This window comes from Niallia sp. Man26 (assembly GCF_022049065.2).
Taxonomy (GTDB): Bacteria; Bacillota; Bacilli; order Bacillales; family Cytobacillaceae; genus Niallia.
Genome location: NZ_CP095743.1, coordinates 2,780,910 through 2,797,853, shown reverse-complemented (window position 1 = coordinate 2,797,853; position 16,944 = coordinate 2,780,910). Strand labels below are relative to the sequence as shown.

At 40.5% G+C, this 16,944-nt stretch carries 21 protein-coding genes; 18 read left to right on the top strand and 3 right to left on the bottom strand.

The features are described 5' to 3' along the window. Positions 1-10 precede the first annotated feature (10 nt). From L8T27_RS14225 to minD, 16 genes are all read left to right on the top strand, one after another. The gene (locus tag L8T27_RS14225; RefSeq protein WP_233318394.1) at positions 11-1,066 is read left to right on the top strand and encodes a type IV pilus twitching motility protein PilT; all 1,056 of its coding nucleotides are present in this window, start codon (positions 11-13) and stop codon (positions 1,064-1,066) included. Further along, the gene (locus L8T27_RS14220; RefSeq protein ID WP_237941759.1) at positions 1,053-2,258 is read left to right on the top strand and encodes a type II secretion system F family protein; all 1,206 of its coding nucleotides are present in this window, start codon (positions 1,053-1,055) and stop codon (positions 2,256-2,258) included. The genes L8T27_RS14225 and L8T27_RS14220 overlap by 14 nt, the downstream gene beginning before the upstream one ends. A 118-nt stretch (positions 2,259-2,376) precedes the next feature. Then, positions 2,377-2,823, top strand: a complete 447-nt coding sequence (locus L8T27_RS14215) for a prepilin-type N-terminal cleavage/methylation domain-containing protein (protein ID WP_237941758.1) — start codon at positions 2,377-2,379, stop codon at positions 2,821-2,823. 11 nt (positions 2,824-2,834) lie between these two features. Continuing rightward, complete coding sequence (locus L8T27_RS14210; protein ID WP_233318400.1) at positions 2,835-3,581, top strand: prepilin peptidase; 747 nt, start codon at positions 2,835-2,837, stop codon at positions 3,579-3,581. A gap of 11 nt (positions 3,582-3,592) precedes the next feature. Next, the gene (gene pilM, locus L8T27_RS14205; RefSeq protein WP_237941757.1) at positions 3,593-4,573 is read left to right on the top strand and encodes a type IV pilus biogenesis protein PilM; all 981 of its coding nucleotides are present in this window, start codon (positions 3,593-3,595) and stop codon (positions 4,571-4,573) included. Between the two features lie 3 nt (positions 4,574-4,576). Then, a complete protein-coding gene (locus tag L8T27_RS14200) occupies positions 4,577-5,212 on the top strand; it encodes a fimbrial assembly protein (protein WP_233318404.1) in 636 nt (211 codons plus the stop codon). Continuing rightward, positions 5,209-5,967, top strand: a complete 759-nt coding sequence (locus tag L8T27_RS14195) for a pilus assembly protein PilO (RefSeq protein WP_233318407.1) — start codon at positions 5,209-5,211, stop codon at positions 5,965-5,967. The genes L8T27_RS14200 and L8T27_RS14195 overlap by 4 nt, the downstream gene beginning before the upstream one ends. Continuing rightward, positions 5,960-6,430 (top strand): type II secretion system protein, encoded by a 471-nt coding sequence (locus L8T27_RS14190; RefSeq protein ID WP_233318408.1) that lies wholly within the window; start codon positions 5,960-5,962, stop codon positions 6,428-6,430. The genes L8T27_RS14195 and L8T27_RS14190 overlap by 8 nt, the downstream gene beginning before the upstream one ends. Before the next feature lie 99 nt (positions 6,431-6,529). Continuing rightward, positions 6,530-7,624: a hypothetical protein gene (locus tag L8T27_RS14185; RefSeq protein ID WP_237941756.1), complete on the top strand. Its 1,095-nt coding sequence runs from the start codon at positions 6,530-6,532 to the stop codon at positions 7,622-7,624. 274 nt (positions 7,625-7,898) lie between these two features. Then, complete coding sequence (locus L8T27_RS14180; RefSeq protein ID WP_233318412.1) at positions 7,899-8,477, top strand: Maf family protein; 579 nt, start codon at positions 7,899-7,901, stop codon at positions 8,475-8,477. A gap of 62 nt (positions 8,478-8,539) precedes the next feature. Then, positions 8,540-9,223 (top strand): RadC family protein, encoded by a 684-nt coding sequence (radC, locus tag L8T27_RS14175; protein WP_237941755.1) that lies wholly within the window; start codon positions 8,540-8,542, stop codon positions 9,221-9,223. A gap of 154 nt (positions 9,224-9,377) precedes the next feature. Further along, entirely contained in the window at positions 9,378-10,400 is a 1,023-nt protein-coding gene (locus L8T27_RS14170; RefSeq protein ID WP_233313003.1) for a rod shape-determining protein, read from the top strand. 21 nt (positions 10,401-10,421) lie between these two features. Then, positions 10,422-11,300, top strand: coding sequence for a rod shape-determining protein MreC (mreC, locus tag L8T27_RS14165; protein WP_233313004.1), 879 nt, complete (start codon positions 10,422-10,424; stop codon positions 11,298-11,300). After that, entirely contained in the window at positions 11,297-11,809 is a 513-nt protein-coding gene (gene mreD, locus L8T27_RS14160) for a rod shape-determining protein MreD (protein WP_233313005.1), read from the top strand. Before mreC ends, mreD begins: the two co-directional genes overlap by 4 nt. A 232-nt stretch (positions 11,810-12,041) precedes the next feature. Next, entirely contained in the window at positions 12,042-12,728 is a 687-nt protein-coding gene (gene minC / locus L8T27_RS14155) for a septum site-determining protein MinC (RefSeq protein WP_233313006.1), read from the top strand. Continuing rightward, a complete protein-coding gene (minD, locus tag L8T27_RS14150) occupies positions 12,721-13,524 on the top strand; it encodes a septum site-determining protein MinD (protein WP_233313007.1) in 804 nt (267 codons plus the stop codon). The genes minC and minD overlap by 8 nt, the downstream gene beginning before the upstream one ends. 72 nt (positions 13,525-13,596) lie before the next feature. Here the strand turns inward: minD and L8T27_RS14145 are convergent, their stop codons facing one another. The 3 genes from L8T27_RS14145 to L8T27_RS14135 all read right to left on the bottom strand — a co-directional run bounded on the left by L8T27_RS14145 (position 13,597) and on the right by L8T27_RS14135 (position 15,072). After that, positions 13,597-13,911 carry a DUF3892 domain-containing protein gene (locus L8T27_RS14145; RefSeq protein WP_237941754.1) on the bottom strand — a complete coding sequence of 105 codons (315 nt, stop codon included), beginning with the start codon at positions 13,909-13,911 and terminating at the stop codon, positions 13,597-13,599. Between the two features lie 101 nt (positions 13,912-14,012). Further along, positions 14,013-14,384 carry an iron chaperone gene (locus L8T27_RS14140; protein ID WP_233313009.1) on the bottom strand — a complete coding sequence of 124 codons (372 nt, stop codon included), beginning with the start codon at positions 14,382-14,384 and terminating at the stop codon, positions 14,013-14,015. Positions 14,385-14,460: 76 nt separating this feature from the next. Beyond that, a complete protein-coding gene (locus tag L8T27_RS14135) occupies positions 14,461-15,072 on the bottom strand; it encodes a DedA family protein (RefSeq protein WP_233313010.1) in 612 nt (203 codons plus the stop codon). Between the two features lie 242 nt (positions 15,073-15,314). Between L8T27_RS14135 and L8T27_RS14130 the strand changes: the two genes are divergently transcribed. Next, the gene (locus L8T27_RS14130) at positions 15,315-16,091 is read left to right on the top strand and encodes a M23 family metallopeptidase (RefSeq protein ID WP_233313011.1); all 777 of its coding nucleotides are present in this window, start codon (positions 15,315-15,317) and stop codon (positions 16,089-16,091) included. Beyond that, a complete protein-coding gene (locus tag L8T27_RS14125) occupies positions 16,084-16,944 on the top strand; it encodes a M50 family metallopeptidase (protein WP_237941753.1) in 861 nt (286 codons plus the stop codon). Before L8T27_RS14130 ends, L8T27_RS14125 begins: the two co-directional genes overlap by 8 nt.

Sequence of the window (16,944 nt, the reverse complement as noted above, 5' to 3'; positions counted from 1 at the left end):
AGGGGCTAATATGTACAACAATATCGACCATTTGCTGCGGGTCGGCTTTGAGCTTAAAGCTTCTGACATCCATTTGACAGTCGGAGTGCCTCCTGTCATGCGTATAAACGGAGAGCTGAGACGATACGGCAAGGAAAGCTTAACCCCTGCAGATACAGAAACGATGGCAAAAGCGATGATTCCTAAGGAGTTATGGGATGTGTTCACGGAAAAAGGAGAGCTGGACTTTTCCTACAGTCTAAAAGGTGTTTCCAGATTTCGTGTTAACACATATAAGCAAAGAGCGTGTGTTGCTCTTGCAATCAGGGTGGTGCCAACATCTATACCCAATTTGGATGATTTGAAGCTGCCGCCAATCTTAAAAAAAATCAGTGAAAAGCCGCAAGGATTAATACTCGTTACAGGACCGACAGGAAGCGGTAAATCAACAACACTTGCTGCGATGATTTCCTATATGAACGAGACGATGAGAAAGCATATTATCACATTGGAAGATCCGATTGAATACTTGCATAAGCATGGTAAATGCATTATTGATCAGCGAGAGGTCGGCTTTGATACGAAGAATTTCGCCAATGGGCTGCGGGCTTCGTTAAGACAGGACCCGGATGTTATTCTAGTCGGCGAGATGCGTGATTTAGAAACAATTCAAACCGCAATTACAGCAGCAGAAACAGGCCATCTTGTGCTCGGAACGCTTCATACGTCTAGTGCGCCGGCGACAATCAACCGGATTATTGATGTGTTTCCGCCGTCCCAGCAGGATCAAATCCGCATTCAGCTGGCATCTGTGCTTGTGAGCATCGTGTCCCAAAGGCTGTTTCCAACACCAGACAAGACGGGCAGGGTGTCTGCAACAGAAATCTTAATTAATAATGCAGCTGTTGCGAATTTAATCCGCAACGAAAAGATCCATCAAATTCAAAATATCATGCAGACATCAAGAGCAGCTGGGATGCATACATTAGAAAGCAATGTGAAGGAGCTCGTCCAGGCTGGAGCTGTATTAAGAGAAGCTGCACTTCCATATTTACAAGAGAAGGAGCAAAGCAATGGCTCGTTATAAATATGAAGGAAGAGACCGCAGAGGTAAAAAAACAGGCATTGTTACAGCACAGTCAAAAAGAGATGCCATGCTGCAGCTGAAGGAAAAAGGAATCAGAGTCATGGAAATCAATGAGATTCCCGAAACACTGCTTACAAAGGAAATCACACTAGGCAGTCCGGTTAAGCTGCAGGATTTTGTTATTTATTTACGTCAATTTGCCACATTGCTGAAAGCAGGTATTTCTGTTGTGGAAGCAACAGCTATTCTTGCACAGCAGACAGAAAGCAAAGGCCTTCGTAAAGCATTGCTGTCTGTCGAACAAGATTTGCGTGACGGAAATCCGCTCTCGCAAGCAGCCAGCAAGCATCGCAAAGTGTTCTCCAGCATGTTTGTCAACATGATACGTGCTGGTGAAGCAAGCGGCAGCATGGACGAGACATTGGAAAGACTGGCAGTGCATTATGAGAAGCAGCATTTCACGAAACAAAAGATTATTTCGGCACTTACTTATCCAATCGCGATTGCTATTATTGCCATTATAGTCGTTATCTTTTTGCTCGTAAGCATCGTCCCGACATTTGTTGATATGTTCAAGGATTTCGGCGGTGAATTGCCTGCAATCACCCAATTTGTACTGAATGCTAGTGAATTCATGCAAGTATACTGGTGGCTGATTGTACTGTTGATGATTGCATTTGTTGTCAGCATTCTTGTGATACGAAATAATAAAGCTTCAAAATACTATTTAGATTATTTTCTGCTTCGGCTGCCTGTTTTCGGTAAAATTTTGCAAAAAGCAGCATTAGCAAGAATGACAAGAACATTAAGCTCGCTGTTTTCCAGTTCCGTGCCGATTCTGCAGGCGATCGCGATTGTCGAAACCGTCATTGAAAATGAAGTGATGTCAAAGGTGCTTATAAAATCAAGAAGCGCACTAGAACAAGGTCAATCATTAACAACACCGATGAAAGCACACTGGGTGTTCCCGCCCCTTGTGACCCAAATGATTGCCATCGGTGAAGAGACAGGCTCACTCGATGCGATGCTTTCAAAAGTTGCTGACTTTTACGAAAGAGAAGTCGAAAGTGCCACAGACAGACTGAAGTCCTTAATCGAACCGATTATGATCGTGCTCCTTGCCGGAATTGTCGGCACAATCGTCACATCCATCATGGTGCCGATGTTTGAAATATTCAACCACGTTCAATAAAAAATATAGGACATTTTCCTTAAAATAACTGTATGAATGAGTCTATTTATCTAGTATAATAGTAATAGGTTGTACACAACCAAAATAAATAACTTTTTTAAAAGAGGAGCAACTAAAAATGGGTCAATTATTAAAAAAACATATTAAAAACGAAAAGGGTCTTACGCTAATTGAGCTTTTGGCTGTTATCGTTATTTTAGGTATTATTGCTGCGATTGCTATTCCTAGCATTGCGAATATTATTGAGAAATCTCGTTTTGATGCTGTTAAAGCAGATGCTGTACAGATTTTGAATAGTGCACAGACTTATATCTCTGCAAATGATTATCAAACAGGAACTTTAACAAATGAGCAATTAGGAACATATGTTCAAAATGTTGATACATTTAAAACAACTGGAACAGGTGCATATAGTGTAACTGTTGGCGCAAATGGTGCATTAACGTTCACTGGTACAGGAAATAAAGGGAATGTAACTGTTACAATAACGAATGCTACTCTAAAACAAATTAATGATGCTAAAAAAGCGACTAGCGGTAATAGCACAGCTATTCCAGCTAGTTAAGGATATAGAATATGATCTACCTACTAATCTTCCTATACGGAATAACACTAGGCTCCTTTTATAACGTTGTCGGGCTCAGGGTTCCATTGCAGAAATCGATTGTTAGGCCAAGATCACATTGTACGAATTGCGGGCATACTTTAACACCGCTAGAATTAATACCTGTTTTAAGCTATATGTTCGTAAGGGGGAAATGCAGGTGCTGCAAAGCATCGATTTCCCCCTTATATCCTATATTTGAGCTTTTGACAGGTGTTCTTTTTGTTTTATGCCCTGTTATTCTTGGCTGGGAAGCAGAGCTGTTTGTAGCGTGGACGTTCATCTCATTATTGATGATCATCACTGTTTCTGATATAGAATATATGATTATTCCAGATAAGGTGCTGCTGTTTTTTGGCATCTTGCTGTTAGGAGAACGAATTTTTATTCAGTTGGATCCCTGGTGGGACAGCTTGCTTGGGGCAGTTGTCGGTTTTGTGCTTTTGTATGTGATTGCAGTGGTCTCAAAAGGCGGCATGGGAGGCGGAGATATAAAGCTGTTTGCCGTTATTGGATTGGTGCTTGGTATGAAGCTCGTCCTTTTGACCTTCTTCCTTTCCACCATATTTGGAACTGCAGGCGGCCTTATTGGCATGGCTGCAGGTAAAGTGAAAAAAAACAAGCCGATTCCGTTCGGTCCGTTTATCGTGATTGGTGCGCTTGTGAGTTATTTTTATGGCAATGACTTAATCAATTGGTATTTAAATGTATTTCTTTAAGGAGCAGAGGTATGGCTATACGATTTAATTTAGGAAAAAGCAAATATGTCAACTTAACAGTGAAAGACCATTGTATCCGCTATGTGGAAATAAAGCACGGCCATGATACATCTGTCCAAAGCTGGGGTGAGCGTTTCTTGCCGGCAGGCTTGATTCAAGATGGTGCAATCCAGGATTTGCAAACCTTCTCCATGATATTGGAAGAGTGTATTCAAGAATGGAAAATTGCCAAAAAACAAGTCCGCTTCCTTGTTCCTGATTCATCTGTGGTTATCCGAAAAATTTCCATTCCGGAAGATGTAACCCCTGATGAAATTAAAGGATACTTATACATGGAATTGGGGACGTCTATCCATTTGCCGTTTGAAAACCCTGTTTTTGATTATCATCTGTTAGCAGAAAAAGATAAAAATAAGCAACAAATCATTCTGTTTGCAGCACCAGAAGACAATATTGCAGAGCTGTCCGAGATTCTTGATGAAGTGAAGCTGAAACCAGCAGCTGCTGATATTTCCGCACTTGCCCTTTATCGTTATTATCACCATACAAGCAACTCGCCGTCCAATGACGGGGTGATGATTATTGAAGTGGATTTAAAGACAGTAAATGTGAGCATTTTTGAAAATCATCATCCGCTTTTTATGCGCCATTTGATTATTGAAGTAGACAATGAGCAGTGGGTGCAGAAAAATGCATCAGAAGGACTTACATTTACGGGAGATAAAGCGGAAGTTTGGAACGGCCTTGACGATATCTATAAAGAAATAGAAAAAGTAATGAGCTTTTACCGTTATACTCTCAACAAGGGAGATAGACAAGTAAAAAAAATAGTGATTACCGGAGACCATCCTTGGCTGCCTGCAATTGTTGAGCAAATTAAGGAAAGATTTGATAATGCAGAACAGATGAAGGGTTTTGGCCCGAGTTTGAATGATGAGCCTATACCAACGAGCGTACATGTCAACATTGGTTTAGGATTAAAAGAGGTGTAGGTCATGCTTGTAGAAATTAACCTCCTTCCTAAAAAAGAGCCTAAGAAAACAGCCATGCTTGTTTGGGTTCTTGCAGCAGCAGCTCTTGCTGCCCTGCTTGCAGGCTTGTTCTTTTGGCAGTACACCAATGACAAGAAAAAGCTGAATTCGGTTGAGGATAGCCTTGTACTTTCCAATAATATTGTAAAGTCTTCAGAGGCCAGCTTGAAAAACTATCAAGAATCAGATTCTGCAAAGGACTTGAAGAATGCCATCACTTGGGCGAATGAACAAAAAGTGGACAATGTTTTCCTTTTGAAACAGCTCACAGCTATTCTGCCTAATAGAGGATTTATTCAAGAACTGGAAGTGAGTGAAAAGCAAAAAGTTACGCTTAAAGTACAGTTCGATACAAAAAGTGATGCTGCGTATTATTTGAATTCGATTCTGCAATACAGCTGGGTCGATGAAGCGATATTGGTAGACAGCAAATCTACGGATATATTAGAAGGCAAAGTGAGTGAAGAGATAGACGAGGCTATTGAAACACTGAAGGAAGGCGATATTGAACCAAGATATTATGCTTCCTATGAAATATTGTTTACAACTGCTGGTTTAACGGCAGCAGCAAAGAATGAAGAAGGGGAGGAGTCCCCATGAGATTAGGTGAAAACAGATCGCTGTTTTTGTTCCTGCTTTCTGCTTTGCTTATTTTAGGTGCTGGTGCTTATGTTTATTTTGCATACTTACAGCCGCTATCTAACCAGGTGGACACAAAAGAGACAGAGCTTCAGCTTGTGGAGCAGCAGGTCACGATTCTTGATTCGAAAATTAAAGCAGCTAAAGAAAGCACTAAAACAAGCACTGTTCAGCTACAGCAGCAGGTTCCTGTTAAAAGACTGCTTGAACAGGCACTCCTGGAAATAGAAAAAGCAGAAATTATTTCCGACACGAATCTTATTGAAATAAAGCTGAATGGTACAGATTCAGACGAAACGGTGACAGAGGAAGATTTAACAACAGCTGATAAAGCTATTGATGATGCCAATAAACAGGCAGGTGACGAATCAGAAAATGATGCTGCAGCCTCTGAAACAACGTTGCCAAATGGCATTAAGAAAACAGCCATTAATATATTAGGAGAGGCTAACACCTATTTCGACCTGGAGAAATTGCTGGAAGAGCTGCAGTCCTCAAAACGGATTATGGATATTGATTCCTTAAAAATTACTGGAACGAAGGAAGTAATGGAAGTGGAAGACAATGACCAGAAAATCGAATTTGAAATGACTGTATCCATTTACTACTATCCAGAGCTGGAAGACTTGATCAATGACTTGCCGTCAATGGAAAGCCCTGCTTCAGCAGACAGGAAGAACCCATTTGCTGGGGTGTCTACAGAGGAAGATGAGTAAAACGAATAGATTGCTATATACTAGACTCAATGAACGAGGATTGACCCTTGTAGAGCTTCTTGCAGTAATTGTCATTATAGGTATCCTTGCGGCAATTGCAGTCCCATCTGTCATAAAGGTAATCCATGATATGAGAGACAAGTCATTTGTTGCTAATGCATGGAATATGAAGGAAGCAGCAGACTTCTATATCAAGGAAGCTACCACAAGCGGTCATGGTGCAAATGATCGGATTACGTACGAAGAGCTTGTTGAGAACGGTTATATGAGTGCATTTAATGATCCAGATACGGATGATCCCCTCCCGCTCTCTGCCGACAGCTATGTGACGATAAATAATAATGAAACGATTGCGGTGTGCATTAAAGGGGAAAAACGAAATCTTTGCACAAGTGAAGGCGAGGAACAGCCGATTCAATATAAGGACTTAAAAGTGAGTCTGATTATGTCTAATAAAAACTGAATTTGACGAAATCATTCTATAACAAGACGACAAAAGTCTTGTTATTTTTTTTTGCTAGTATGATAGGATGAACAAAACTAGTAAATGGAGGTAGGACGAGTGACAGAAAAGCCGGAGAACCGCAAAACGATCACTATCAAAATCAACGGAAAAGACCGTCCGTTCCAAAACAAAGAAAATGAAATGAAATCAGATGAACAGCAGGATGCTTTTGTAAATAACAAGGATTCTATTCTGCCGAAAAATTCTGCAGAGGAAGTGGCGGCAGGCAGCGAGGCACTGGAAGATGAGAGCTTTGACTGGATTCTTCCTAATGCTGCTGATGAAGAGGAATCCGACGACATAAAGGAATTTCAATTGCAGACTGACCAGAAAAGCAAGGGCAATATGCTTGCAAAGATGAAGCAAAAAGGCAGCAAAAGAAATCTATCAAAAGGAATGGTTGCATCGATTTTTTTTGCTGTGTTCTTTGCGATTGTGCTAGGGACGGGGTTTGGTTTCGTGCTGCTGAAAATGGTCGATACAGATAAGGCAGCAATCGCAGGCAATAATGCAAGTGCACCTGCACAATCAGCAGGCACGGATAATACCGGTGAAGCTGCAGCAGGCACAGTTGCGGCAACAAAAGCAGAAATCAGCACCTTTGTTGTACAGAATAACATTTACACAGCAGAGGGTGGAGCAGATAAAGAGGTGGACCGACTTACAGAGAAAGGCATTGTTGCCCAAAAGGTGCCGATAGATGGGAAGTTTGCGATTTACCTAGGCATAGCTGCTGATATAGACAATGCGAAAAGCATGAAAACAGAAAAAGAAGCAGACGGAGCATCTGCATTTGCCAAGGAAATGGTGTTTCCGGGAGGCGAAGCAGGTAAGGTGACTTCAACAGAAAAGCAGTTCCTTGATGCTGCACCAGAAATATACGGTGCTGCAAGCGACGCTTTAACAGCTGCATATGCTGGCGGCACAATCCAGGAAGATACAGCGAAAAAACTAAGTGATCAGCAAAAGATTCTTGATGAGATGAAAATAAGTGAATTTAAGGAAGCTTCCATCAAGAAAGCAGCCGAAGGTCTTGCATCAGGAGTAAAAGGTGCAGCTGCCCTCGGACAGGACAGCAGCGCAGCCAATCAAGAAGCTGTTCAAAAGTCACTTTTAGCTTTTTTGGCAAACTATGTCGAAATTGGTTCATAAACTTTATATTACCTGGGAAATAATAAAGGGAGCAAAATGCTTCCTTTATTTTTCTTGGCGAAATTTGCAACTCTCCTGAAACTAATTGCATGATGTTTACGTCATATTTAGGAAGAGAAGCTAAAGGGAATTTTCGATATATTTCTACATATTACGTCATGTTACATTTCATTTACTATTTGTTAAAAAATTCTCGTTGAAAATTGTATCTGTATGTATTCTTTGATAGGATAGGTTTGTATCTCCCATTATGAAATGTTAGGTTGGTGGAATCATGATTAAGAAAACCCTCATATTAGCCTCATCTTCTCCTCGACGAAAAGCGCTCCTTGAAGATCTTCATATATCTTTTGAAGTTTCCAGCAGTGACGCAGATGAAAGCTTTGACAACTCCCTTGCACCTGGAGAAATAGTGATGGAATTGGCCAGAAGAAAGGCGGACGCTATCTCAAAGGCGAATCCAGACAGCTATTGTTTAGGTGCGGATACGATTGTATACCATAATGGGAATGTTCTCGGTAAACCTGCTTCCAGACAAGATGCGTATCAGACCTTAAAGGCATTGTCCGGGGCGGAGCACGCCGTATATACAGGTGTATCCATCGCGGTGAATGGAAAGCATACTGCTTTTTTTGAAAAAACAAATGTTCTGTTTTGGGAATTGACAGATGCAGAAATAAACGCATATCTCGACACCGGGGAACCGTTTGATAAGGCTGGTGCCTATGGCATTCAAGGAGTAGGCAGACTTTTAGTGAAAGAAATCAAAGGAGATTATTTTACGGTAGTTGGACTGCCGATATCCAGGACCATCCGCGAGCTGCGGGCCCTTGGATTTGACATGCCTCATTAAAAAGGTTAACACCCCCATCTCTGTTCTCTTCATAGAATAGGTGATAGGAGGATAATATAAGCATGGACTCTATATTAATGAAAGACTATCCGGAAGAGGAGCGGCCCAGGGAACGTTTTATGCTTAAAGGGGCTGAAAGCCTGTCCAATAATGAACTGATTGCCATCCTTATTCAGACTGGTTCAAAGGAAGAATCAGCTTTGGATGTTGCCAACAGACTGCTCCATCACTTCAATGGTTTAAGAACCTTGAAGGATGCGACATTGGACGAGCTAAAGGCGATTAAGGGCATCGGAACGGCCAAAGGGTTGCAGCTTTTGGCGGCTTTGGAGCTGGGCGGGCGTGTTTCAAAGCTTGCCTTTAATGGGAGATATACAATACGCTCTCCTGAGGATGCCGCCAAATACATGATGGATGAAATGAGATTCCTGTCACAGGAGCATTTTATCTGCTTGTACCTCAATACGAAAAACATTGTCATGCATAAGCAGACAATTTTTATTGGCAGCTTGAATGCGAGCATCGTTCATCCTAGAGAGGTATATAAGGAGGCAATTAAGCGTTCAGCAGCTTCGGTCATTTGCCTGCATAACCACCCATCCGGTGATCCTTCTCCAAGCAGGGAGGATGTGGAGGTAACAAGGAGACTGGCGGAAAGCGGAAAAATCATCGGGATAGATTTGCTCGATCATATCATTATTGGGGAAAATAAATTTGTTAGTCTAAAGGAAAAAGGATATATATGAGACTGTTCTTTTATCCATATTTAAGATATAATATTGTTTATGATTTTTTTGCCTAAATATGTCTGAATATGACAAAAAATATATGATTATGATAACAAGGAGAAAATCTACCTGCTTAAAAAATAGCATTTAGTTTCAGAAAGGGAGATACAATATGTTTGGAATTGGAACAAGAGACCTTGGAATTGATTTAGGAACAGCGAACACATTAGTTTATGTAAAAGGGAAGGGGATTGTTGTAAGAGAGCCATCTGTTGTCGCACTGCAAACAGATACGAAAAGCATCGTTGCAGTCGGAAATGATGCAAAGAACATGATCGGAAGAACACCTGGAAATGTGGTTGCACTTCGACCAATGAAAGATGGAGTTATTGCTGATTACGAAACAACAGCTACAATGATGAAGTACTATATTAAACAAGCTACAAAAAACAAAGGGTATTTCTCTGGAAAACCTTATGTGATGGTTTGTGTGCCTTCAGGCATCACAGCAGTAGAAGAAAGGGCTGTTATCGACGCGACACGCCAAGCGGGAGCCCGAGATGCATATACAATCGAAGAGCCGTTTGCAGCAGCGATTGGAGCTAACCTTCCTGTATGGGAGCCGACAGGTAGCATGGTTGTTGACATTGGTGGAGGTACAACCGAAGTGGCAATCATTTCATTGGGTGGTATCGTAACAAGCCAATCAATCCGTATCGCCGGTGATGAAATGGACGATGCTATTGTAAATTATATCCGCAAAACATATAACTTGATGATCGGTGAAAGAACATCAGAAAGCATCAAAGTGGAAATCGGCAGTGCAGGCAGCCCGGGAGAAATGGAAAACATGGATATCCGCGGCCGAGACTTGCTGACAGGTCTTCCAAAAACAATCAAAATCACGGCAGAAGAAATTGCGATTGCCTTAAAAGACACAGTTGCAGCAATTGTGGACGCAGTGAAGGTAACATTGGAGAAAACTCCTCCAGAACTTGCAGCTGATATTATGGACAGAGGTATCGTCCTTACTGGAGGCGGTGCGCTTCTTCGCAACTTGGATAAGATTATCAGTGAAGAGACAAAAATGCCTGTCGTTATTGCAGAGGATCCACTAGATTGTGTGGCAACCGGAACTGGAAAAGCCCTTGATCACATCCATCTGTTCAAAAACAAAGCAAAAGATTCACGATAATTCCTTTAGAGGTGTTTTGTCATGCCACAGTTTTTTATGAATAAACGATTGATTATTTTGCTTGTTAGCATTATTATTCTCGTGGCATTGATAGGGTTTTCTTTGAGCCGTTCAAAGCTTACCTGGCCGGAACAGTTTATTAAAGACACGACCGGCTGGGTGCAAACCCTAGTTTCAAGGCCTGTCCACTATGTGGCAGGTGTCATTGATAATGTAAAAGACTTGCAAGATACATATCAAGAAAACAAAGAATTAAAAGCAAAGATAGAAGAGTATGGAGTTTTAAAAGCACAGGTGCAGGGTTTGCAAAAGGATAATGAAGAATTGCAGAAGATTGTCGACGAATATCCTTCTTTAAATGACAGTGGTTACCTAAAGGCAACAATCGTCAGCAGAGACCCTTACCAATGGAATGAACTGATTACGATTAACAGAGGTAAAAACGATGGCGTGGAAGCCGATATGGCTGTCATCACATCTGCAGGTTTAATCGGAAAGGTGAAATCTGTCAGTGCTAATACAGCCACTGTCCAGCTGTTAAGTTCGGAAGACCCTTCAAACAGAATCTCTGCCTATATACAAAAGGATGAGAACACAAAAGATAAAAATAAAAAAACATCTGTATTTGGATTAATTGAAGATTATGATAAAGAATCGAAAAACCTTATTATGACATGGGAGGAAGTTCCCGACGGTCTGAAAGTGAAAAAGGGACAAATCGTCTCCACATCAGGTCTTGGCGGAGTATTCCCACCTGATTTAGCAATCGGGAAAGTAGTCAAGGTTGAATCGGACGAATACGGGTTAGCGAAAAAGGCTTATATTGAGCCGTCAGCAGATTTTTATGATATTGAACATGTTCTTGTCGTAAAACGGGAGAGCGGCGAGGAAGACAAATGAGGAAGTTTCGGATCGGATGTCTAATTGCGTTAATGTTCATCCTCGAGAGCATCTTTGTCGAGCTGCTGCCTGGGGAAATTTTATCAAATAAAATTTTAGTGCCGCACTTTTTAATTATTACTATTTTCTTTTTCTCCATTTATGCAAACCGCAACTTGGCCATCATCTATGCATTTGTTTTTGGGTTGCTAGTAGATGTTGTGTATACGGAAGTACTTGGAATCTATTTTTTTGTATTTCCATTCACCATCTATTTGCTCAGCAAAATAATGAAGGTGCTGCATGCCAATTTGCTAGTGGTTTCCGTGATATCTTTATTGGGTATCAGCATATTAGAACTGATTGTATATGAAATGAACTTTCTTATTCATTTGACAAGCATGGAATTTGCTGACTTTCTTAAATTACGCCTTGTCCCAACGTTATTATTAAACGCGATTTTTCTTGTGATTGCAGCATACCCATATAAGCGTATTTTTGAAAAGTATGCTGGGGAAAGCAATGATTAATATTGCATGTTAATGGTACGGAAATAACCCTTTTTCATAAAGCGTTTTTTTGCTTTATGGGAAGGGATTTTTCTAGTATTGCCATCATTTAATGCCTATTTTTCAATTCTTCCTCACCATAAAAGAGGATTTTTATAATGTTTTGTCGAATATATAGCAGGAACAAGACTAATTTTTTTAGATAGACTTAATAAGGATCATTCCTTTTTCTAGCAGAGGTGAACATCTTGAAATGAAAAGAAAGCAGTTAGTAACCATTAAGGGGACAAAAAATGGCTTAAGCCTTCATCTCCATGATAACTGTTCCTATGAAGACATGATGAGGGAGCTTGATGGCAAGCTTCGTGAAAGCTCAAACATGCACGGGGAAAAGCAGAACATTACGGTTAATGTAGAGCTTGGCAATAGATACATAACAGAGGATCAGAAAGAAGAGCTGATTGAGGCGATTCAATCGAAGAAAAATCTCTCTGTCCAAGATATAAACAGCAATATTATCACAAAATCGGAAGCGGAAAAAATGGTTGAAGAGTCGGACATTGTATCCGTTGCCAGCATTGTCCGGTCGGGGCAAGTTTTGGAGGTTCCAGGTGATTTACTGCTGATAGGTGATGTCAATCCTGGCGGGAAAGTAGTAGCAGGAGGCAATATTTATATTATGGGAAGCTTGAAAGGTGTGGCACATGCAGGTGTCAATGGTAATGAGAAAGCGATTGTCGCAGCATCTGTCATGAGGCCCACACAGCTGCGAATTCATAACTTAATTACCCGTGCTCCTGATGAGTATCCTGCTGGTGAAAAGCGGGATATGGAATGCGCTTATGTCGATAACAGTGAAATAATGATTGATAGATTACAAGTGTTGACACACCTAAGGCCGAATTTGACAAAATTGGAAGGGGGACAAAATAATGGGTGAAGCTATCGTTGTAACGTCTGGAAAGGGTGGAGTCGGAAAAACCACCACATCAGCTAATATAGGAACTGCTCTTGCATTGCAAGGAAAAAGAGTGTGTTTAATCGATACAGATATAGGTCTTCGCAATCTTGATGTTGTAATGGGATTGGAAAATAGAATTATTTATGACTTGGTGGATGTTGTGGAGGAAAGATGCAAAATTCATCAAGCGCTGGTTAAAGATAAAAGATTTGATGATTTGCTTTATTTGCTTCCTGCTGCGCAAACAAGTGATAAAACAGCAGTTCAGCCAAAGCAAATGAAGGAGCTTGTCCTTAAATTAAAGCAGGATTATGATTATATAATCATCGATTGTCCGGCAGGGATTGAACAAGGCTATAAAAATGCCGTTGCAGGTGCGGATAAAGCGATCGTTGTTACAACACCGGAAGTATCGTCTGTCCGTGACGCTGACAGGGTTATTGGCCTTTTAGAAAAAGAAGATCATATTGAAAGACCGATGCTTGTTATTAACCGTATTAGAAATCATATGATGAAAAGCGGTGACATGCTTGACATCGATGAAGTAACTTCACATCTTTCCATTGATTTGCTTGGAATAGTAGCAGATGATGATGAAGTCATTAAAGCTTCAAACAGCGGCGAGCCAATCGCACTTAATCCGAACAGCAAATCATCCCTTGCATACCGCAGTATCGCAAGAAGAATTTTAGGGGAAACTGTACCGCTTCAGCACTTAGAAGAAGAATCAAAAGGTGTATTTGCCCGCATTAAAATGTTCTTTGGCGCAAAATAATAAGCTTGCCGACAAACTTAGTTTGTCGGCAGTTTTTTTATTTAGACAATAGCAACTTACAATCATCAGCTGTTAAAAGGAAGGTAATTGATCTAAATTATTTTCCTTAATACCATCAGGTTCACTGCGTATAATATCCCTGCCATACTTATGAAACACGTCGACGTGAGCTAACTTTCCTGCTTTTGCTTCACCCAGAGCAGTAAGGTAATCTAATTCTCTTCCGCTGCTTGTTTTAAAAGCGATAATATCATCATCGTCATTCTTCCGAACAGCTACTATTTGTTCTACTCCCGCATTAATCTCTTCAACAACTTCTAATTGGGCTTGTTCTTCTCCTTGGTGTTTATATTCTTTATAAATTTGTTGAAAGTCTTTTTTATCCATTAACCCACCTCCAAAACATTCTATTATTATGACCTTCAAGCTATCGTTTTATGAATCCGAATAAGAGCAAAATAAAAACAGCTTTACTCAAAGCTGTTTCATTATTTCCGCCAAAAAGTTGTGCAGTCCGCTTTATCAGCAATATTAAATTCAATTAGTTTTTCAAGCAATGAGTAATCAACTGGACTATCCCACTTCATGCGTATTAATTGGTTTGTGTGATCATAGCCAGACTCTTTAATGTCGTTTGTAAACCGCTCGATAACAACCTTTTCAGGAGCTACCGCCATATGATGCTTTGCAATGCTGAAGCCGATTATAAATGTTTCATGATCCGTAAACATCGGCTGCTTCCATGCTACTTTGGGCACTAAATTTGGATATTTTTCTCCTACCCAATTTAATACTTCTTCTGTGCGCTCCCGATGCTGCGGGTTATCAATATTTGCTAAATATTCGGCGAAAACCTCCATGCTATTCCTCCTCTAAAGTATGTAATTAAATGGATGAATCTTGCCCCCTATTATTACTTAGGGGGCTGTTGCTTTCTTATGATTTTACAAGGCGTTTGCGAATATACAAGAATAGGAAAGCAATGATGGCAATCGCAATAATGGCATAAATGATGTTCGAGTAAATGTCCATATAGCCGACAATTGTTTCCCATGAATCACCTACAGCAGCTCCGATTCGAATCAGCACAAAGTTCCATATCAGTGTACCGAGGGAAGTCAACACAAGGAAGATGGCGAAGTTCATTTTTGCCATTCCTGCCGGCAAAGAAATCAAGCTTCTAATCAGCGGGATAAAACGGCAGAAAAAGACAGTCCAATACCCGTATTTTTCAAACCAGCCGTTTGCTTTATGTACGTCTTCTTTTGTCAGTCTTATAATATGTCCCCATTTATCTACTATACTCTCTATCTTTTCCATGTTTAATAGTGTTCCAACCCAATAAAGAATAACAGCACCAAGCACGGAACCGATTGTGGAGACTGCAACAACTCCTAATACTGTCATATCTGTATAGGTTGTCATGAAACCACCGAATGTCAGAATAATTTCGGACGGAATTGGAGGAAAGATATTTTCCAAAGTTATTAGTAATAGTATCCCGATGTAACCAAATTCCTCCATTGTGTGTGTAATCCAATTGTCCATGAAAGACCTCCTTCTAATTAACGATTATGTAAATTGACGTAAGACACTTACGAATCGCTTGCCTTAGCCATTGAATTCCATAAACAGTTACATTAATAATAACAAAATTGCTTGTGATAATGCCAACATTAACAGATAACTTCATGATTTTAGCTAAAGAAAATTATGATTGTCCTGTCATACTCTGTTCAGCCTTTTCATAGAATGGGAGTATTAGGACAAGTGTTAGGGAGGAAAGATTTGTGAGTTCACGGGCAGATGAAATCCGAAGAAGAATCGAAAAGAGAAAGAAAGAACGAGAGAGAATGCAGAAAAATGTGGAGAGAAGGGTTCTTTGGAATGATGAGGAGGAATCTGGCGACCACAATACTTTCTATTTTGAAAACGATAAAAAAGAGGATGATTTTCATCCGCTGTTTCGGAAGGACTTATTTTTATTAAAAATCCTCGGTGCTGCTGTCCTGTTTTTAATAGTGGCAATTGTCGTGAGGAATCAATCTCCTGCCTTTCAAAAAGCTGAAACATCAATAAGACAAGCAATGAATCAGGAGTTTAATTTTGCGTTTGTTTCTAATTGGTATGAGGATCAGTTTGGAAAGCCGCTTGCTTTTTTACCGTCAACTGCAGAGGATGACTCAACTGGAGAAGAACAATTACAGCAGTATGCCTTGTCGGCGTCTGGGAAAATCCTAGAGGACTTTGCTGACACAGGGCAGAGAGTGGCAATTGAAACAGGCATTGACACAAGCGTTCAGGCTTTGAATGAAGGAACAGTTACTTTTATCGGCGAGAAAGAGGGGTTCGGAAACACCGTGGTTATACAGCATAGTGACAAAAGTGAGTCATGGTATGGAAACTTAGAAGAAGTTGATGTGAATATTTATCAATCTGTCAAAAAGGGGAGCAAGGTTGGGTTAGCTTCCGGGTATGGAACAAATGAGACATTAGGCTTGTTCTACTTTGCGATTAAAAAAGACAATGATTTTATCGATCCTATTCAGGTGATTGAGTTTGAATAAGTACCTCCGAGTATTTCAATCCATTTATATACATCCATTCTTATGGGCTGTTATTGGCATAGGCGTCATAACTGCCCATTTTTATGAATTATGTTTGCTGCTGTTCATCATTTTAGTTCATGAACTAGGACACGCAATGGCGGCTGCATCCTTCTCTTGGAGAATTAAACGGATTGCCCTGCTCCCCTTTGGCGGTGTGGCAGAAATGGATGAGCATGGAAACAGACCGTTGAAGGAGGAAGCAATCGTTACAGCAGCAGGTCCAATCCAGCATATATGGATGGTAGGTTTAGGTTATTTGCTTCATGAACAAGGCTTAATGTCTGAATATCTTTTTGACAGCTTTCTAGAATTTAACTTGATGATTTTCTGTTTTAATTTGCTGCCGATCTGGCCTTTGGACGGAGGGAAAATCCTGTTTTTGTTCTTATCTTTAAAGAAGTCATTTCCTGCTGCTCATAAATGGACGCTGCTTTTATCTCTTACAGGCACTATGCTGTTTTTAGTTTGCGTCCTTTTATTTATGCCCGTCAATCTTAATGCCTGGATCATCCTTTTGTTTCTGTGGTTTTCTATTTTTTATGAATGGAAGCAAAGACGCTATATATTCTTGCGGTTTCTGCTGGAGAGATATTATGGCAAGACAAATGAACTTAGAAAGCTAATGCCGATAGAGGTGAAGGAAGAGGAGCTAGTATTTCATGTGCTAGAACGGTTCCATCGCGGCTGCAAGCATCCGATTATTCTGAAAAAAGGCAAGGTGAGTCACTCCTTAGATGAGAATGAAGTGCTTCATGCTTATTTTGCAGAAAAGCTAGTTACGGCAAAAATCGGGGATTTGCTCTACCGGTAA